The sequence below is a fragment of the Methanomicrobium sp. W14 genome, assembly GCF_017875315.1.
Classification (GTDB): Archaea; Halobacteriota; Methanomicrobia; order Methanomicrobiales; family Methanomicrobiaceae; genus Methanomicrobium.
Genome location: NZ_JAGGMM010000003.1, coordinates 455,671 through 475,421, shown reverse-complemented (window position 1 = coordinate 475,421; position 19,751 = coordinate 455,671). Strand labels below are relative to the sequence as shown.

The 19,751-nt window shown below is 46.1% G+C and carries 17 protein-coding genes; 10 read left to right on the top strand and 7 right to left on the bottom strand.

Going from position 1 to position 19,751, the window contains the following annotated elements:
- Window positions 1–281: 281 nt before the first annotated feature.
- Window positions 282–1,364 carry an FmdE family protein gene (locus J2128_RS11530; RefSeq protein WP_209691578.1) on the top strand — a complete coding sequence of 361 codons (1,083 nt, stop codon included), beginning with the start codon at window positions 282–284 and terminating at the stop codon, window positions 1,362–1,364.
- 249 nt (window positions 1,365–1,613) lie between these two features.
- A complete protein-coding gene (locus J2128_RS11525; RefSeq protein WP_209691577.1) occupies window positions 1,614–2,246 on the top strand; it encodes a type IV pilin N-terminal domain-containing protein in 633 nt (210 codons plus the stop codon).
- 55 nt (window positions 2,247–2,301) lie between these two features.
- Here J2128_RS11525 and J2128_RS11520 read toward each other — a convergent pair whose 3' ends face one another.
- From J2128_RS11520 to J2128_RS11490, 7 genes are all read right to left on the bottom strand, one after another.
- The gene (locus J2128_RS11520; protein ID WP_209691576.1) at window positions 2,302–4,365 is read right to left on the bottom strand and encodes a putative cobaltochelatase; all 2,064 of its coding nucleotides are present in this window, start codon (window positions 4,363–4,365) and stop codon (window positions 2,302–2,304) included.
- 138 nt (window positions 4,366–4,503) lie between these two features.
- On the bottom strand, window positions 4,504–8,187 hold the full coding sequence (cobN, locus tag J2128_RS11515; protein ID WP_209691731.1) for a cobaltochelatase subunit CobN: 3,684 nt from the start codon (window positions 8,185–8,187) through the stop codon (window positions 4,504–4,506).
- A gap of 21 nt (window positions 8,188–8,208) precedes the next feature.
- Window positions 8,209–9,003 carry an ABC transporter ATP-binding protein gene (locus J2128_RS11510; protein ID WP_209691575.1) on the bottom strand — a complete coding sequence of 265 codons (795 nt, stop codon included), beginning with the start codon at window positions 9,001–9,003 and terminating at the stop codon, window positions 8,209–8,211.
- Between the two features lie 2 nt (window positions 9,004–9,005).
- The gene (locus J2128_RS11505; protein WP_209691574.1) at window positions 9,006–10,091 is read right to left on the bottom strand and encodes an iron ABC transporter permease; all 1,086 of its coding nucleotides are present in this window, start codon (window positions 10,089–10,091) and stop codon (window positions 9,006–9,008) included.
- A gap of 7 nt (window positions 10,092–10,098) precedes the next feature.
- A complete protein-coding gene (locus tag J2128_RS11500; protein ID WP_209691573.1) occupies window positions 10,099–11,358 on the bottom strand; it encodes an ABC transporter substrate-binding protein in 1,260 nt (419 codons plus the stop codon).
- Window positions 11,359–11,907 (bottom strand): hypothetical protein, encoded by a 549-nt coding sequence (locus tag J2128_RS11495; RefSeq protein ID WP_209691572.1) that lies wholly within the window; start codon window positions 11,905–11,907, stop codon window positions 11,359–11,361. It abuts the gene before it with no gap.
- A gap of 292 nt (window positions 11,908–12,199) precedes the next feature.
- A complete protein-coding gene (locus tag J2128_RS11490; RefSeq protein ID WP_209691571.1) occupies window positions 12,200–12,409 on the bottom strand; it encodes a hypothetical protein in 210 nt (69 codons plus the stop codon).
- A gap of 398 nt (window positions 12,410–12,807) precedes the next feature.
- Here J2128_RS11490 and J2128_RS11485 point away from each other — a divergent pair, with 398 nt between their 5' ends.
- From J2128_RS11485 to J2128_RS11450, 8 genes are all read left to right on the top strand, one after another.
- Window positions 12,808–13,548 (top strand): type IV pilin N-terminal domain-containing protein, encoded by a 741-nt coding sequence (locus J2128_RS11485; protein WP_209691570.1) that lies wholly within the window; start codon window positions 12,808–12,810, stop codon window positions 13,546–13,548.
- A gap of 5 nt (window positions 13,549–13,553) precedes the next feature.
- Entirely contained in the window at window positions 13,554–14,276 is a 723-nt protein-coding gene (locus tag J2128_RS11480) for a type IV pilin (RefSeq protein WP_209691569.1), read from the top strand.
- Window positions 14,277–14,555: 279 nt separating this feature from the next.
- Window positions 14,556–15,539 carry a metal ABC transporter substrate-binding protein gene (locus tag J2128_RS11475; RefSeq protein ID WP_245323701.1) on the top strand — a complete coding sequence of 328 codons (984 nt, stop codon included), beginning with the start codon at window positions 14,556–14,558 and terminating at the stop codon, window positions 15,537–15,539.
- A 242-nt stretch (window positions 15,540–15,781) separates the two neighbouring features.
- Window positions 15,782–16,225 (top strand): formylmethanofuran dehydrogenase subunit E family protein, encoded by a 444-nt coding sequence (locus tag J2128_RS11470; RefSeq protein ID WP_209691568.1) that lies wholly within the window; start codon window positions 15,782–15,784, stop codon window positions 16,223–16,225.
- Window positions 16,218–16,970 carry a metal ABC transporter ATP-binding protein gene (locus tag J2128_RS11465; RefSeq protein ID WP_209691567.1) on the top strand — a complete coding sequence of 251 codons (753 nt, stop codon included), beginning with the start codon at window positions 16,218–16,220 and terminating at the stop codon, window positions 16,968–16,970. Before J2128_RS11470 ends, J2128_RS11465 begins: the two co-directional genes overlap by 8 nt.
- The gene (locus tag J2128_RS11460; protein ID WP_209691566.1) at window positions 16,970–17,800 is read left to right on the top strand and encodes a metal ABC transporter permease; all 831 of its coding nucleotides are present in this window, start codon (window positions 16,970–16,972) and stop codon (window positions 17,798–17,800) included. Before J2128_RS11465 ends, J2128_RS11460 begins: the two co-directional genes overlap by 1 nt.
- Window positions 17,801–17,825: 25 nt before the next feature.
- Complete coding sequence (locus J2128_RS11455; RefSeq protein ID WP_209691565.1) at window positions 17,826–18,836, top strand: metal ABC transporter substrate-binding protein; 1,011 nt, start codon at window positions 17,826–17,828, stop codon at window positions 18,834–18,836.
- A 34-nt stretch (window positions 18,837–18,870) separates the two neighbouring features.
- Window positions 18,871–19,542: a class I SAM-dependent methyltransferase gene (locus tag J2128_RS11450; RefSeq protein WP_209691564.1), complete on the top strand. Its 672-nt coding sequence runs from the start codon at window positions 18,871–18,873 to the stop codon at window positions 19,540–19,542.
- Window positions 19,543–19,751: the final 209 nt, after the last annotated feature.

Below are 19,751 nucleotides of genomic sequence, written 5' to 3'. Positions count from 1 at the left end.
CCCGTTTAATTTTGATGCTTTTTGTAAAGATTTCTGTTTTATGCAGAATATGATTGTTGGGAATTATAGATTCATTTAGTAATACTTTTATGTTTATACTTCTTAAGAAAATGATTGTGGATTCTGTGATTTCTCTACTTTTTCCATACCAGGAAACAGTATAATCTGAAATTGTGGAAATCCGGAAATCAAAAATCCGGGTGACAGGAATTCTGTTGACCGGTGTTATTCTGGTTTGAAAAAAATTATACCCGGAATATATCCGGGGTTTTGGAGATAAAATGAAAATTAATTACCTGAAATTGGCGGCAGGCATACTTCTGGTGTGCCTTCTCTTTGCTCCGGTGATGGGTGCATCATCGTCCGGTTCTGACAGATTTAATGATCTTGGACAGCGTGCGGCTTTAATTGCAATGGAAAAGCTTGGATTTTCCTACAATGACCCGGATGTTGTGGCATTGACTGATGCGGGACGCGTAGTAATAGACGGCCGGACTACTGAAGGTGCGGTTTCCGGAATTACGAAGGTGAGTGGTCTTCAGAACGGAAACGGCAATCTTTTCCAGATAAACCGTGCCGAATGGAAACCCTTGTGGTTCTATTTCTATGACAAGGGCACAGGAAAAGGTGTCTACCTTGAGCCTGACACCGCGTTTTACAACATGAGCGAAAGCGATGCCGCCAAGGTTGCGACAACCGCTGCGTTTTCAAAGATTGCATCTGTAACCGGTGACATAAACCTGATGCTTGCAGACACAAACCAGGGCAATGAAACTGAAAAAGCCCTCGGGGGAGAGGCATTTTCGATTCTTTCAATAGCAAACGCCTGGGCGCACGGGGCACCTTACGACCTTATGTATGCGGCGTCTCTTCACAACCATTTCTGCCCCGGTGTTTCGAGCGGGTACATTATATCTGAGTTCGTGCAGGACAGGCTTCCTCTCACCGACGGCACTTCATATGTCGTAGTGTCTTCCCCTACGTGGTGCAAGGAGGACGTCTACGTGACTTTATGGGATATGACGCCCGGAAAGGGAGGTGTCTGCACATCTGTTAACTTTACGTCTGATTCCCAGGCAGTCCTTACTGAAAGTTACGGAACACGTCCTGCCGGGATATTTGTCCTGTGGAACAACACAGAGAAGACAGGAAAAGGCATTGCCGTAGGGTTCAACTTCGACTCTTCGGAGTGGACAGGGCCTTCATGGGGGCAGAAGATATACCAGACTGTTGACATGGTGGAAAACCTTGACAACCCGGAGAAGTACGTGACTGTCATGAAGGAGTTTGACGTGGATTCGGATATGCTCAAAAAGTTTCAAAATCCGCTGAACAACCCGTATGAAGTCTGCGGTATGATGTAAAATGCGGATTTTTCCAAAAAAGGCGTTTAAAACTGGTATAATCCTTTATTAATCTTTTTTTTACACTGTCCTTTTGGTTCAGAGTTCATATTAAATATTACAAAAATAAAAATAAATAGTAATTGGCTGGTTTGTTTTTCGGCGGGACGATTCAGAAGGACTTTTGGTTTTTAAACGGGAGCCCGGATAATTTTTTGTACTGCCTGAAAAACGTTACTTATATGGACATTTGAAGGATAAGGTAATATTATGCTGTCTGATAAAAGAACAGATGCCGTATCGCCGGTTGTAGGGACAATGCTCATGCTTACGCTTGTAATTATTCTTGCGGCCGTCCTCAGCGGATATGCCGGGGGGATTGCCGGAAGCGAAACTAACAGCGGCGGGGACCTCCGGATTACTGCGCATACGACTATTACAAACACAGGCGGTGATGACAGCAGGTTTTTTATAGACGTAATCTCGTGCACTCCCCTGCAGACAAAAAACCTGAAGCTTAAGACTTCGTGGAAGACATACAATAAAACCGGAGAACTGGTGTCAAGTGACACTACGGTTTCTGCAGGTGTGGAGAATTTTGATTATACAGTCGGAAATACCGAAAATAAGGGAGTGGCCCCTGTTGAGAATGACAGCGGGGAGATTTGTGACTTTGGGGATTACGCACTGATGGCCGGCTCAAGAATGGAGGCGTACCCTGCTGAAGAATACAATGATTTTTCATATGAAAGCGGTTTTTCCGGTGACATGATGCAGGCGGTTCTTGGTGATGACTGGAAGAATCTTCAGTCAGGCGACGTTGTTTCCGTTATGTTGATATATGTCCCGACAGGGACGATAGTCTACGACGAAGACGTCTACGTGAATGCAAAAAGCAGATGAAATATCCATTTAAATTCTTTTAAAGTTTTTTTTGTTTTATTTTTGGTTTTTATGTTCATGTAAAACGGCTGATTTCGGCTGAAGCTATCCCTGAGACCTCCTGAAATCCCAGATCGTCAAGTGAATAGTAGCTCCCCTTCGAGTGTTCGGCAACCATTTTGCAGTACCCAAGCTGCATTTTAAGAAAACCACTTCCAGAAGTTTCGGTGTCAATCAGGACAGTATGAATGTCGTTTCTGAATATCTCCTCCGATACTGCCATAAGCTCTTTTTTTATGTCTCCAGAGACTGATTTGTTTGACCTCCCGTCGGATATGCATACGAGAAGAGGAACGATATCGCCGTTTTTCCGCTTTTCCTGCATTAATACATCCATTCCTTTTGAAAGCCCTGCATAAAGGGGCGTCCTTCCGCCGGTCGGGAGTTCTTCAAGGCATTTCTTTGCAAGGTCAACGCTTGAGCACAATGGAAGTATTACCTCCGCGGAGTCACCCCTGAACGCTACAAGCCCGATTTTGTCCCTTTTTTTGTATGAATCGTTAAGCATTGAAAGAATAGCGCCTTTTGTGCTTTCCATCCTTTTTTTTGCACCCATTGAACCGCTTGCATCAACTACGAACATGCACGCGGCGGACGTTTTGCCTGCCCTTTTTTTCTCTCTTAAATCTGACTCAGCTATTGATATTGCAAAGTTTTTCTTTTCTCTTTCCTTCTGGAAAGGTGCGGCGGCACGTATCGTTGCGTCAAACGCGATGTCTGAGGGTTCACCTGATATCCGAAACCCCCTGTACGAACCTCTTTTTGATGTCGTTTCAGACTCCGTTCTCCTGCCCGATACGTTTTTTCGCCGAATTTTATCTTTTTTTACGGATGAGGAGATCTTCGAGGTATCCACAGGTCTTCCTATTGCATAGGTTACGTCAGGTGCATCGCCTTCGTCATTTCCTGAAGGTGAACCGTTTCCTCCTTTTGGGGATTTTTGTTTATCTTTCGGTTCGTCTTCTCCGATTTCATTTTCCCCGGTGTTTTTTGGGGTTTCGGAAGGTTTTTCGCTTTTTTTATCCTGTTCCTCCTTCTCCTTTTCACTCTCGTTTTTTTCGTCCATGACTTCGTTTATCATGTCGTTGTCAAGCTTCGGCTCCTCAAAGGGTTTTTTTCTCATCCTGTGCGGAAGTGCAAGCTGCATGGCCTCTTTTATATCGGAGTCGCTGACTTCTCCTCTTTTGTCGAGTGCCGCTATCGCCTTTGCTGTCCTCATAACGGCAATTTCGGCCCTGTGGGTCGTGATGCCGCAGTTCAGGCAGACTTCTGCTATTTTTCTTATCTGTCCGTCCGAGATGGCAACAAAGGGAAGTATCTCCACTGCATCTTTAATTCTCTCCCTGAGTTCGTCCTGCTTCACTTCATATTCTCCGGCAAACTCCTCCGGGTCTTTTTCAAAGCTTTCTGCGGTTCTTGCTATTTTAAGCCTTGATTCAATGTCTTCTATACCTTCTACCGCGACCTGCAGGCCGAACCTGTCCAGAAGCTGCGGGCGGAGCTCGCCTTCTTCCGGATTCATAGTCCCTATAAGGATGAAGGATGACGGATGCGACAGTGATATTCCCTCTCTTTCCACGACGTTTACTCCCATCGCGGCCGCGTCAAGGAGTATGTCTGCAATGTGGTCGTCAAGGAGGTTTATCTCGTCGACGTAGAGAATTCCCCTGTTTGCATCCGCAAGTATCCCCGGCTCGATTCTCTTCTCGCCCTCCTTAATTGCCTTTTCGATGTCTATAGTCCCTAAAACACGGTCTTCGGTCGCACCGAGGGGGAGCTCTGCAACCCTCACCTTTCTTTTGAACGGCTTCGGTTTTTCCTTCTTTGAGCGGCAGAAATCGCACATCTCCTTTTCGTTTTCAGGATTGCAGCTGTACGGGCAGCCCGCGGAGACGGTTATTTCAGGCAGCACCTCTGCAAGTGCACGTACTGCCGTGGACTTGGCCGTTCCTTTGTCTCCTCTTATCAGGACCCCGCCTATTTTCGGGTTGACTGCGTTTAAAACAAGGGCCTTTTTCATTGTCTCCTGCCCGATTATGGCCGTAAACGGCAGGATGCTTCTTCTTGCTGACGACTGCATTACTGTAAAAGCAGTTGGTTTCCCTTTGGTATTAAGTTTTTATATTATGTTAATACTTAAAATGCGTAAAAATCATATGAGTATGAAAAAAGAAGATTCGATTTAATAAATATGAAATACTGTATGCACCTTCTGGTCTTACTGCCTTTTGTGTTTCTGTTCAGCTATCTCTTTTAGCGTATAAACGTCGACCGCTCCTCCCTGGATTTCACCTTCCGCGTCTCCTCTTCTGTCCTCCATGTCGCCTTCTATGTCCATGTATGCCTCTTTGAGCCTGTCGAGCACATCAGGGTCGGCGTCCCACAAGTCTCTTGCTTCGGCCTCAAGAAGCCGTCTTCCGATCTCCTCAAGAGCCCACGGGTTCTTTTCGGAGAAAAATTTCCTGTTCTCCTCGTCTAAAACGAAAGTTTTCGCAATATCATCAAAGATGGAGTCGTCTACCTCTCCAGTCGTAGCCTCCCAGCCGTAGACGTGAGTTACCCTCTTCGAGATGTCTTCTGCCCCTTTGTAGCCGTGCTTTTTCATCCCGTCTATCCATTTGGGGTTTAAGAGTTTCGTCCTCACGACACGCCTGATTTCGTCTGCAATCGTCCTGATTCCTACTTTGTCCCTGCTCCTGGTATCCCCGTAGTATACGGGAATATCTTTTTCCGAGACCGTTCTTGCAGCGGCTGTAAGCCCCCCGTGGGCGCCGAAGTAGCAGCAGCAACCGAGAAGGTCGTATTCGTCGGTCATCGCGACATTGAACGTCAGGCTTACGGACCTGAGCTGTTTTGTCATGTTCTCCTTTGACTTTTCCCCGAAGTTGTCCCTCCCGTATGCATAGCTGTTCCATTCGAGAAATACGTCGGCGAGATCGGCCTCGTCCTTCCATGCTGACGAGTAGACGGCGAGGTTTACTCCGTTGCCGTAAGTTCCGGGGCTGTTACCGAATATCCTGTCGCTGCACCCGGATTCAAGAGTATGCTTTCTTACGAAGTTTGTCCCGGGAGGTTCGTCCAGTTCAGAGACCGCTTTTACCGCGTCGTCTAAAAGTTCGACGCAGCTGTAGAAGCTGTCCCTCATAATCCCGCCGATTTTTACCGTTATATCGATTCTCGGTCTTTTGAGCTCTTCAGCGGGGATTATTTTAAAGGACTTCACTTTTCCTCCCTTCCACACAGGTTCGACGCCGATTAACTTCATCATCTGCGAGAATACCTCCCCGTCTCCCCACATGATGTCGGTCGAGACCCAGTAGAAGGCGATGTTTTCAGGGTATTCGCCGTTTTCCGTCGTGTATTTGTTCAGGACCTCGTCAGCAAGCCTGTTTCCTATTCTCCAGGCGGCCTTTGTCGGGACCTTGTTCGGGTCAAGCGAGTAGAGGTTTCTTCCTGTCGGCATTATTTCAGGGTTTCCCCTTGTTATAAGGCCGGACGGCCCGGGCTCTATGTATTTACCGTTCAGCCCGTGGAGAAGGGAGCCTATTTCATCAGAATTTTCTATTCTTTCGTTGACCGAACCGGCGTCAGCTATGAAGCGGTCGGCCTTCTCTTTGAGAGAGGGGTTTTTCAAAGGGTCTTTTCCGGTCGCATCCTTTATCGCAGGGTATGGGTCAAGACCGTCCATTACGTCAAGAATGACTTTTTTTGAGAGTTCTTCATCGGCCCTCAGGCGTTCTATGTCATCGCCCGCGGGTCCCCCGAAGGCTTCGGCTGCAAACTCTTTCGGGCCTTCGTTGTAGTTTAAAACGGAGTATATCAGGTCTGCCCTGTCTTCGCCTTCGGGAAGCCTGCCAAAGATATGCATCCCTTTCGGGATTTTGGTCTCGTAGGTCTCGGTTACCACCTTGTGGGCGGCGTCGATTATCTCGTCGAAGGAAGCCTCCATGTACTTCAGGCCCTTCAGGTTTATCGAGTAGGATATTCCCGTCTCTTCAAGGAGGTCTTCTATCGTATGCGTCAGTGCATGTGCACGTGCCCTGTCGGAGTCCTTCGCTCTTTTGTACTCGGATATCTGCTCTTCAAGCTCCTTTAAATTCCCGTAAAGCTCCGAAGTCGCCATAACGGTCTGCATATGGTCGACGGTAACCGCATATGAACGCCTCTTTGCAATCGTCCCCTCCGGCGGGTTGTCCGAGTTGTAGATGTAGAGGTGAGGCATTCCTCCTATAACAAGGTCTGGATAGCAGGATTCGGAAAGTCCCACGCCCTTTCCCGGCAGAAACTCAAGGTTTCCGTGCGTTCCGACGTGGACTATCGCATCTGCCCCGTAGACTTCGTCGAAGTAGTGGTAGGTTGCAAGGTACTGGTGGGTCGGGGGAATCTTCGGGTCATGGAGTATCCTGCACGCCTTTCCGTCGCACCTTGACCCTGCACACCCCCTTTTGGGCTGGACGCAGACAAGGGCGTTTCCAAAAGATATCCCTGTTATGACAATGTCTCCTTTATAGAGCATGGCCGGGGGGACGCCGTCAATCTCCTCTCCCGGAGGATTTCCCCAGGATTTGGATACATCGTTTCTGACTTTTTCCGGCAGCGTGGAAAACCAATTCCTGTATTCCCCGGCCTTCATTATCTCAAGCGCCCCGCCTTTTTTGACGATCTCTTCAACCGAGGTCCACCGGAATTCAGACACCGCCTTTTTCGACATTATTTCGTTGATTAAAGTCTCGCCCGATTCCGGGGGGCTGACGCCGTATCCGGTGGCCTTCATGGCTTTGAGGATACCGGATACGCTTTCAAGGGTGTCGAGGTTTGCGCCCGAGCCAACGGTCCCTTCGACCGATGCGCACGGTTTGTTGTGAAGTATAAAGACAATCTTTCTCTCTGACCTGTCCTTTTTGCAGAGGCGAACCCATCTCATTATCCGCTTTGCAATTTTGTCCATCCTCTCTTCAAGTGCAGCGTGAAGGTTCGTCTCGACTCCGGATGAAGCCTCCTTTTCGGCAAAGGAAAAGGGTATCATCTCAATGAACCCCTGGAACTCGGGAAGTGCAACAGTCCATCCGGTCTCGGAGCCTGTCATCCCTGACTCGGACTTCTCCCATTCATCTGCCGAGCTGTGGTACATCGTCAGGGGATGAAATACGGGGATGTCCATTCCTTTAAGCAGTTTTATCAGGGATTCACGGTCTTTTGTCTGGACAAACGACCTTAGGTCGACAAGTGCGTCAAGATTTTCCGGCATGTATTTTCTGATGCACTCTGCACTTGAAAGTGCTCCAAGCTCATCGTCTCCGTTTGAAAAGCAGAATACGCTGACGACGTTTGCATACCTCTCCAGCTTCCTGATAAAAGAGTCGACGGCCCTGAGGTCTCCGCATATCCACTGCGTCCTCGGAAACATTATCCCTATATTGTACCCGGATATGACACCCCTGTAGTCGAAGTATTCACCGGGCGAGTCGAGGACGAACGGGATATCCGGATGGTATATTCCCTCCCACCTGGTCTCGGACGGCTCCGCGTAGGGGTAGTTAAGCCCCAGGACTTTTGTCGCACAGAAAGCAAGCATATTGTAGATGTTTTCAAGTCCCCCGTAGAGAAAATAGGCGCTTACGGTTGATACCACCGAAAGGGGGACTGTTGATGCGGACCAGAACATGTCGGAGTAGCCGTATGAGACTACCGGAAGATTTTCCGGAAAGCCTTCCGTTATGTCATCCCAGTAGGGGTCGTGCGACGGGTGTATCAGGACGAAATCCGAGTCGGCGAAGGATTTTATGCATTCCGAAACGAGGTCTTTGTTCTCCTTTAAGTCGTAGACGTTCCAGTCCGAAAGCTCGAATCCTATTCTTTTTGCCGCATGCCTGATTACTGAAATTTCACTTCCCCATGATATCGCTGATATTTTAACCGTAATTTATACCTCCTGGAAAATCTCCGCAGGTTTTAACGGGATTATGCAGACCCTGTCGTTAATCCTTTTTATGCAGGTCTCAATCCCATAGACGTCTTTTATTGTTTCTTTTTTGAGTACCTCTTCCGGTCTTCCCGAGCAGAATACCTTCCCGTCTTTTAGCATCGCAATCCTGTCGCAGTAGCCTGCGGCAAGGTTTAAGTCATGAAGGGATACTATGACGGCAGTGCTCCTTTCTTTTGCAAGGCTTTTCATAGTCTCCATGACCTCCATCTGGTGTCTTACGTCAAGGCTGCTCGTGGGCTCGTCCATAAGAATTACAGGTGTCTCCTGTACAACCGCCCTTGCAATCATTACGCGTTGCCTTTCGCCTCCCGAAAGCTCGCCTGTCTTCCTGAACGCAAAGTCTTCGACTCCGAGAAGCTTCATCGCCGAAAACACTTTCTCTTCGTCTTCAGGGCGGACATTCCAGTTCAGGTGTGGCCTTCTACCCATAAGGACAGTCTCGTAGACATACGAGGAGAGTCCTTCGGGAAGGCTCTGCGGGACGTATGCAATTCTTTTTGCAATTTCCGTTCTGTCAAGGCTTCCGACGTCCTTACCGAACACCTCAACCTTTCCCTTTGGGCTGAGTATTCCGTCCATGCACTTTATCAGGGTGGTCTTTCCGGAGCCGTTCGGGCCGACAAGACCGAGGACTTCACCGGGTTCCGCTTCAAGTGATATTCCTGAAAATACCGGCTTTTCACCGTATGAAAACGAGAGGTCTTCAGCTGATACCGCAGGGCCTTCAGGCATTTTTAGTAGTCACCTCTTTTGAGGAACAGGTACAAAAAGAACGGGACGCCTAAAAATGCGGTCATGATTCCTACGGGGATTACTGAAGGATATATTATTATCCTGCTGAAGTCGTCTGCCGCGAGGAGGACGGCGGCCCCCACAAGCCCCGATGCCGGGATCAGGATCCTGTGGTCGCTTCCTGTGACCATTCTCGTCATATGCGGTGCGACAAGCCCGATAAACCCTATAGTCCCGGTGAATGCTATTATAACGGCCGTGATGACTGACGATATGAACATGAAAGTGGTCATCGACCTCTCTACCGGGACGCCTATGCTCTTTGCAATCTCATCACCCTCTGCAAGTGCGTTCAGATCCCATGCCTTGTATACGAGGTAAGGCGTGATTACGGCGAGGATTAGACATACAATCCCGAGTTTCGCCCAGGTTGTGCTGTCAAGAGAGCCGAACATCCAGTATACTACAGCCGCGGCCTGGTCGGTGGACCCGAAGTATTGCAGAAGTGACGTTATTGCTGAAAAAAGGTACATCAGAGCAATTCCTGCAAGTATCATGGAGGATGAGGAGAGGCCCTTCTTCTTTGACATCGCGTATATCCCGAACGACGCGAGCATTGCGAATATGAATGCAAGGAGTATTACCGCAAGGTTTCCGCTTAAAACGGCGATTCCCCCGAAAAGGATTATCGCGACCGATGCCCCGCATGATGCGGCCGATGCTATTCCAAGCGTGAACGGGCTTGCAAGCGGGTTTCTCAGAATCCCCTGCATCACTGTTCCCGCGATTGCAAGGCCGAACCCTGCTGCGACTGCAAACAAAACCCTGTGAAGCCTTATGTCCCAGACCACAATTCCGGTTGTACCGGCTGATAACGGTTCGCTTCCGGATAAAAATTGTGATATCCTGTCGATAAGACCGCTGTAAACTGCACGGTATGCATCAAGAACGGAAATATCGGCAGAACCTATCGCTATCCCCGCTCCCGCAAGAAGTATTATCAGGAGGACTGCTGCCAGAATAAATGTCCTTTTTTTTGCATTCTGCCTTCTGCACTTCTCCTGAAATTCCTGCGAGTTTATTGGCATATCAGGTTTACACCTTTGCAGTCTCTTGGTATGTGAAAAGACCTGAACTGCTCACGTTGTAGTCCAGGTGCTGGAAGTCGGAGACATACTCCTGGTGGACTTCTTCAGGGTCGACATCTTCGAATTCGCCAGGATAAAACCATTTTGCAAGGTAAAGCGTTCCTATGATATACTCCGGTCCCCCGAAAATGTCGGTGCTTAAGATATGAAGCCTGTTGTCTTTAACTGCATCAAGGCTGCTCCACCCGGCACGTGATGTCAGGGTGACATATACGCTTTTTGCAGAATCCGTGTCGTTGTCCTCGTACCCGCCGAATTTAAGCTGACCTGAGCCGATGAGTTTTACGATGACATCAGGGTTTTTGAGAAGAATTTCTTCAGGGCTTACTATAGGGTATTCGGGCGTTGCATTCTCGAATATGCTGAATCCTCCTGCAAGATTTATCTTTTCATTGTACCCGGAACCTTTTGCGGCGCTCTTGTAGTCGTCCCAGCTTTCAAAGTATACCTTCGTCCTGTTATCCTCAGGTAATGAGCCGACTTTTGATTTAATCAGGTCAAGGTTTTTTCCATAGAATGAGACAAGTTTTTCTCCCTCTTCTTCCCTGTCTACTGCCTTTGAAAGTTTTTCTGCCTCCTCAATGTATGTTGACGGGTAATACAGGTCAAAGCGGATGAATTTTATCGAAGGGTCCATCCCCTGGACTTTCTGCTGTATCTCGTCGCAGGTGTCCTGCATAAACGTCGCATACGTCAGGACTGCGTCGGGCTTCAACTCTATTATCTTCTCGTAGTCAGGCGACCAGACGCTTCCTACGTTCGTTTTTTTGCTGTATTCCGGGAAGAAGTTTGTGTCCTGAAGCGTATACTTCCCGACTCCCGAAATCTTGTCGGAACTGAAGTTGAGAGACCGCAGAGTTTCAAGCATCTCGCCGTTTAATACGACCACATTCTTTAAGGGCCGGTAAAGTGTTATCGTCCGGCCTGTGGAGTCCGTTATCGTCTTCGGTTTTCCTCCCCAGTTTGCGTATATGTATGCGGCGTCCGAGAGGTTTTCGTCAGGCTCAGTGTCGGTTTTGTTGAGGTATTTTTCCGCAAGGTAAGAGAGAATACCTTCGGAAAGTTCATCTGAAGAAATATTCTGGTCATTGTTTTTGTCAAGCGGCAAAACGTCTGTACCGGAGTTTGCTCCCGCGTATGCAGCTCCCGCCAGGTAAATGACTGATATGCAAAACACCAGAAGGACAGTTTTATTTATTGCGGTCATTTATGCCTCACCCTCTTCCTTCAGAGCGCCAAGACAGGCCCCGGCCGCAAGGACGGACATTGCGGAGGTAACCCACAGAAATCCCGGAGTTGCCTGTTTCGAGGGTGACCGGCTGCCTTTTCCCTCCGCTTCTTCCTTCTCTTCTTTTTCGGATTCCTTTACCGTCATCTCGTCGCCGCCGTGAGTCCCGTTTTCAAGGTCATCCCATGTCGCAAGTATTTCGCCGGATTTGAGGTCTTTGCAGACTACGTCAACCCATATTTCAGTCTCCCCGGTGAGGCTTATGATAAGTGTTTTCCCGTCGCTTCCGTAATGGCCGTCCGGGATGTTAGTGTCCTTCATTTCAAAAGTGCCGGGAAATTCGACTGAAAGGCCGCCGGCGGATATGTTGTATATCTCAAAGTCTATTTTGTATCCGTCGTCCTCCCCTGTCGTATTTACGGGGTTTATCGTGTATGATACGCCCTGCTGAATTTCCTGTGCAGATGCTCCTGCAATTAATGCAGATACCAGAAAAAATCCGGTTAAAAGTAATCCAAAGAACCTCATCCTCTCTTCCTGTTCTGACTTCCTTTTTATAAGACTAATTTTTGAGTATATTGTAATAATTCTGTCACGGCATCGGTTAGGTCTATTATATTATCCAATACTAAAAAAGTGTCACTATTTTAAAAAAAAGTAATTAAAAGAAAGACTATTTTCTATTTAATGTCACTTGTTGCTACTATTAAAAAATAAACCATTCGATGCTGATATTTTTGGCATCCAGAAAAATCAGAAAAGTTTTTATCAGAACCTGATACTGTATAATTTAAGGCCTAAAATAATTTTTTAGGTTTAATTAAGGAACTTTCGGGTATGAGATAGTACAATGCGAAAAGTTGAGCCCGAATTCCTGGTTGTATTTATCCAGCAGATTATCTACATTAATATCTGATAATTCATCAGGGTATAATATTTTAGCCATCAGTGCAGCTCCGGCAAATGATCGCGGACCGTACAATATGTCATTTCTGATGACGAATGTCCTGTTTTCCCTGACGGCCTTCATGGAAGATGCACCTGTACGTTCTGTAGTTTCATTTTATGGATCATGAATATTTGTGCCTTTCAGACTGCTATGGCAATAGCGCATGTATTTTATTATTATGTGCTTTTTGACAGTTATTGAATTTTGTCCGAAAATTTGTCTGAATAATCTTTTTCCGGTTATTTTCCAGTTAATACGGCCAAAAACGGTTATTGTAAAAATTTATCCGGTATTTGTCTGATTATAATTGTCATTAATTATCTGGTAAAAAGGATAATATTTAATATTTTATCTCATCAAAAACTCAAAAAATAATACTTTTATAGGAGAATATTCTATTTTTATCATAACTAGTAATATGAAATTTAAATTTTATATGCTAGCTATTTTGTGTTGTAGTTAAACAAAAAGGTGAAATTATGTCTGGTAAAGAAAATGAAGCAGTCTCGCCTGTTGTGGGCGTTATGCTTATGCTTGTCGTAACGATAATTCTTGCCGCTGTAGTCTCCGGTTTTGCCGGTGGTCTTGCCGGTTCCCAGGAGGTTGCCCCTCAGGCAAGTATTGCCGTTTCGACAGGTTATGCAGGTGACAATTTTGATATAAAATTTGAGCACCTTGGCGGAGACCCAATAAAAACGTCCGACTGTGAATTTATCACATATCTGACGCTTCCTAACGGAACTGTGGTAAAACATACGCAGACTGGGACTTCTCCTCTGGCAAGGAGTGAAACGCCTGTCTTAAAGGGCACTGTTTATACTTATTCACGCGGCCCCCATCTGACCGACCCGCAGAAGTATGCATATCCGTGTAGTCCTATCGAAAATGAATCACTGCCTTCAGGCTGGACTGTCGAAGGAATAAACAGCCTTGAAAACGGAGAAAACTACGCATGGTTTGGGGATGCGGTATGGCTTTCCGGTGATGTCGCAAGGACATACAACAACGGCTACACCGCAAATTTCGTAGGCCTTGTTGATTATGTAACTCCTGACAGCGAAACGGGTGATAATCCGTTCCCGGGGACAGACAATGTTTATGATTCTGCATGCAGTCTTCTCAAGGAATGTGTGGACAACAACTGTAATCTCGACATCAAACTTATGCATATTCCGAGCGGGAAATACATTCTGGACAAGTCGATTATACTTCAGGGGTGATATAGATGAAAACAAATGCTATTTCTGACGAAGCAGTATCACCTGTAGTGGGTGTGATGCTGATGCTTGTTGTTACAATTATTATTGCAGCCGTTGTCAGCGGTTTTGCCAGTGGTCTTGCAGGAGGAACCAGTGTTGCCCCGCAGGCTTCCGTTGTTGCAACTGATTTTGACATAAGCGGTGTAATTGATGCAACCCCGGGCAACGCATATGGCCAGGGACTTGCAAGGCCTGATCAGGGCCTTAATACTGCAGCGGGAGTCATAAACGTGGTTTTTGAGCATAAAGGCGGTGACACCTTAAACTTGGACCAGATTGAAATCCACCTTGGAAAACAGAGTGAACCCGAGGTAAGTTCACTGGTTTCACGTACAATGGAGCCCCAGACTGGTCCTGATATGAGTACTTCACAGGGAAACTTCGGTACAATTGGTGACAAAAGCCTTATTTCAGGGTATAATTCCGGGTGGGACAAGTACATAGAAAGTTTCCCCGACAAGAATGAGGTTGTTGTAAAACCCGGAGACAGATTCGTGCTTCATGCCGATTACGGTGCTAAAGACTCTAACGGAGATAACCTGATTGCCTGGCATAAACAGGGCGGTGCATACGGTTTCCCGATAAAAGAGGGTGACGTTCTCACGTATGATATCATGGACAAAGCCAGCCAGAAGGTAATTGCGTCAGGAAAGATTACTGTCCCGCAGTTTACTGTTAGTCAAAGCTGAAAAACAAAACATGGAATTAATGAATTCACGGGTTATGGTGTCAGCACTGTAATTCTGTGATATTAGTTCCTTTGATTTTTTTTATTTAGCCTGAAAAAAAAGAAAAAAGTTACAGGTGTTTTGTTGTGCATCATTAAGGTGTACTGCCTTTCATCGGTAGCTTTTTTGATCTGTGTTGTCTTATGAAAAATTAAGGCAGATTTGTAAGATAGATGTTGCATGTGACGGTTTGAGAAAAAGTTTCAAAAAATTATGATGATTATTATAATTAGTGATATTATGAATAAAATGGTTAATACCATAGCAGCATTTTTCCTTCTCATGACCCTTTTCACAGGAGTCAGTGCCATTAATATCGTATCAACGACGACTGTTCTCAGCGACCCGCTTGAATATATCGGGGGAGACAATGTGAACGTTATCTCTCTTGCAGACCCTGCGATATGCCCCCATATGCAGTCTGATATCATCCCGAACAGGGTTCAGATGGATATGGACTTCATAGAATCGGCGGACATGTTTGTTGCGCATAACGGTTCGGTGGACAGCGAATACACTATGCCTTATGTCGAAAAATTTATGGACGCGAACGGTTTCGGTGAGATAAACTGGGTTACACTCAAAGATCCTTCTGCTATATGGGATACGCCCGTGGGTGCAAAGAATCTCTCGGCTGAAGTTGCAGGATGGCTGATTGATGCAGACCCTGTAAATGAAAGCTACTATGAAAAAAGACTTGAAGAATATCTTTCTTTAATAGATGATGCCGACCTGACTCCTGAAGAAAGAGAGGCTATATCTGGCAAAAGTGCAATTGTCATGATCTGGCAGAAGGAAGCCGCGGCAGAATGGCTGGGGCTGAACCTTACTACAATATATGCACCGGGTTTTTACAGGAACGGGCAGTTTACGCCTAGAGCGGTTGTAAACGACGTCTATGAAAATCCTGATAAATACAGGAATGTGGATTTCATTATCGAAAATATGCAGTCTGAAGAGATTGCAAAAGGGCTTGAGGAAGCGCTTATTGACAATGGCATTCCTGTAAAAAGAGTTGTGTTCACAAATTTTCCCGGCTCTGTTCCGGGCGTTGATTCCCTTCCGGATGTAATAAAATACAATAAAATGCTGATTCTTTCAAATCTGTCCGGTCCGCAGGAAATTAAAAGTCCGAAAAGCACTCCTCTCTCATTTGCAACGGTTATATCCGGAGTTATTGCATCACTTTGTATAATTGCCGTTTTACGTGTTAAAAGGGATTAATCGTTTAATCTCCGAGAGAGTTAAAAGTATCTTAAAAACCCAAAACATTAAAAAAAATATCAATAAATATCATAAATAATAATATTATTAATCAATAACAACATTCACATGAAGTCTTTTCGGAATGCAGATTTTTTGGAGAAATTCCCCATTAAAAAGCTTACCTGAAAAGTTACTCTCTCTATCTGTGCCTTATTAATCAAAATTAGTACTCCAAAAAAATAAAAAAAGGTGAAAATGTAATGAAATGGCATCCCCACTGCAAATATATGGAGCTTCCCAAGGACTATTCGGTAGAAGATCTCGCAAGATTTCACGGTCACCTCGGCCCGAATATAGTCCTCGGCTACATGATGGGAAAGTATGCATCTGACAACCTGTGCTGCGACCCCTTCAGCCTTAAGGCGAAGGTTTTCTGCCCGAAAAAAACACCTGAAAGCTGTATCGTGGACGGTGTCCAGTTAGGTTCCGGCTGTACGCTCGGCAAGGGAAACATCGAGATTGTAGAACAGAGCGAAATCGAATGCGAATTTATCGCGAACTCAAAGATTCTTTGGATAAAACCGAAGAATATGCCTCCTCTTCCTGAAAACGACGGGGACTATGAGGTCAAAATTGAGAAATATGCCGAAGAGCTCTACAGGATGAACCCGGATTTTCTGTTCGAGATAAAAAGAGATGAATGAGAAAGAAGCGGAATGCCCGGGGCAGATTGAGCTTTCAGGAGTCTACACCGCCTATATGGGAGCGGAGTATCCGGTAATAAGAGACCTCAGCCTTTCGATAAAAAAAGGAGAATTTGTAATTGTCGGGGGCCCCAACGGTGCCGGAAAGACCACCCTTCTTGAGACGATGAACGGGATGCTCCCGATAACCTACGGGTCTGCAAAGGCTTTCGGGATAGATGTGGTAAAAAATCCGGTTGAGGTCAGAAAAAAGATGGGTTATGTCGTCCAGAGCTTTGCATTCGACCCCCTGACCCCTTTTACGGTCGAAAACGTTGTGATGATGGGAAGATATGGAATTCTCGGATGCTTTAAAAAACCGGCTGAAGAGGACTATTCGCTTTCCGAATCGGCGATGAAGATGCTCGGGCTCGAGGACCTTGCACAAAAAACCATCGGGACCCTGAGCGGCGGACAGCAGCAGAAGGTTTTAATCGCCCAGAACCTTGCCAAAAATCCCGGGGTGATGCTCCTCGACGAACCGTTCAGTAACCTCGACATATGCACAAGGGAGTTCGTCTCAGGTGTCCTTGAAAAAATATCAAAAGAGGGATGTACGGTTGTGATGGTCTCGCATGCATTCGACGCTCTTCCCGGCGGGGACCTCAGGATAATCTCGATGGACGGCGGGAGCATTACCCTTGACGAACACTGTGATTCGTCCGAAGTCGAAGATAAGATGCGCAAAATGTCGGGGCTGACCTGATGCTGGAATTCATAATCCCGAACAACATAGTATGCCATGCAGTCGAGGCCATGCTCTTTGCATCTATTGCGTGCAGTGTCCTCGGTGTTATAATAACGCAGCTGAAAATATCGTCCATAGGTTTTACAATGGCGCATGCAGCGTTTGCAGGTGCAGCCGTCGGTATGTTTTTCGGTTTCGACTCAAGGGTTTCGGCAATAGCATTGAGTCTTCTTATAGCGGTACTCATAGGGCCCCTTTCTGACCGTGCCAAGATGCCCGAAGACACCATACTGGGGGTGCTTTTTGGGATGCTGATGGCTGTAGCCGTATTTTTCATAGCCTATATGCAGTATATAGGAAAGGGTTTCAGCGCAAGCTCCCTTCTTTTCGGGGATGTGGTCTCTCTTTACAGGGAGGACATCTATGCACTTGCACTGATATCCCTTGCAGCAGTCCTTTTCGTTGCAATATTCTACAAGGAGATATCGGCTATAATATTCGACAAAAAAATTGCGGAAGCGGCCGGTATCAACGTAAAACCGATATATTATGCACTTCTTTTTATGATAGCGTTCACGGTGTCTCTGAGCCTTAATATTGTAGGAGGTCTTCTGCTCTACGTATGGCTCATAACACCTGCCGCAATAGCCTACCAGTTTATGTTCAACGTAAAAGGGCTTTTTATAATGGCGCCTGTCGTTGCTTCGGTTATAAGCGTCTCCGGAGCCGTTGCCGGTCTTGAATACTCACTTCCCGTAGGTCCTCTTACGGCAATTATGTTCAGCATAGTATTTGTGGCGTCTGTAATATTGTCTCGCAAGAGAAGAATTTCATATAGAAAAAATTAATACATTATTTAAAATATGTATTACTATGAACTTTAAAGCTGTTTTTTTCGGACTTCTGGTCGTTCTGCTTGTTTTTGCGCCGTCCTGCAGCGCACTGAACATAGTTTCGACGACAAGCGTTCTCTGGGACCCTCTCCAGAGCATAGGCGGGGAATACGTCAATGTGACCTACATCGCCGACCCTGCAATCTGCCCGCATATGCAGGGAGACATTATCCCGAACAGAATACAGATGCAGATGGACTTTATTGAGTCGGCGGACATGTTCGTCGCCCACAACAGTTCGGTTGACAAGGAGTATGTCATGCCTTATCTTGACAAGTTCATGGAGGCAAACGGTTTCGGGAAGATAAAATGGACAACGCTTAAAGACCCCGATATGTCATGGAACACCCCTGACAAAGCGAAAGCCCTTGCGGAGGAGACAGAGTCCTGGCTTGTTGAGGCTGACCCTGAACACAAGGACTATTACGACGCAAATCTTGAGGACTACATAAAGGAAATCTATGAAAAGGGAAACCTGACACAGGAGGAAAAGAACACAATTCCCGGCCAGAAGGCCGTCGTTATGATCTGGCAGAAGGACGCTGCACAAAACTGGCTCGGCCTTGATATCGTTGACATATTCGCCCCAGATTTCTATATGGGAGGAAACTATACCGCAGCAAAACTTGTCGACAGTATAAATGAAAACCCCAATGACTACAGGGATGTCTCATATGTCGTAGAAAACATGCAGTCAGGCGAGATTGCAAAAGGTGTTGAGGAGGCACTTACGGACCTTGGCTACAACTCAAAAAGAGTCGTATTTACAAACTTCCCCCGCTCTATAGACGGTGTCGACTCAATACCTGACGTTCTTGCATACAACAAGAATCTTGTAAATCCCGGAAGCGTTCCTGCCGGAAACGGTTCCGTAACTTCAGCGCAGACACGGCCCGTGAGTACAGCGACAAAGTCCCCCGGTTTTTCCGGAATTCTTGCTTTAACGGGAGTACTTTCCACGCTGGTTATTTTTAAGAGAAGATTTAACTGAAATATTTAAATTAAACAATTTTTGAGGTGTTTTTATGATGGATAAAGGGAAAGAGCATTTTGAAGGTATAGAAAACGAATATGAAGAGACTATAAAGCGTATTGTCCCGTGCTACGTAGATTTTTACGGTTCCGTTCTTTCGTTTATTCCTGAAAGAAAAGACATCCGCATACTTGAACTCGGAAGCGGCACCGGATTTTTCACGTCGATGATGCTTAAGAAAAACAGCGGTGCAGAAATAGTCTGCATAGACCTTTCGAAGGGAATGCTTGACGTCGCGGGAAATAAGCCTGACCTTAAGGAAGTTGAACTGATTGAAGGGGACTTTCGCGAAGTGTGGAAGGAAGGTCTCTTTGATGTGGTCGTAACGACTCTTTGCATGCACCACATCCCCAAAGGCGACAAGGACGCGCTTCTGAAAAAGATATATTCTTCCCTTAAAGACGACGGCATTTTCATAAACGGGGACGTTTTCACCGGGAAGGACTCTTTCGAGGAGGACCTTAACATGAAATGGTGGCATTATGCGATGATAAATGCAGGGCTAAACCCTTCGGAAGCCGGTTCAATGGTAACCAAAAGAAAGGGCAACTACGGTTACATCGATATGTTTCATGATTTTTCGAAGAGGTGCACGGGTGCCGGTTTTAAGGTGGTCATGCCCTATAAGAACAGAATTTATGGTGTTTTCGGGGCGTTTAAATAAATTATCCTGCCCTTTACTTAGATTTTTTATGCCATATGGCTATGCCGGGTAAGTCAGGCAGGGCTGTTTGTTTTGAGAACAAAAGATAACGATAAAAAATATTCTTTATGGGAAAACATTCCAAAATACTGGTTTTCTGGTGCAGAATGCCCATGTGGGCAAAAATGTTTATTGTGACTTATATTATTCTGGAGATTTTTCTGGTATAC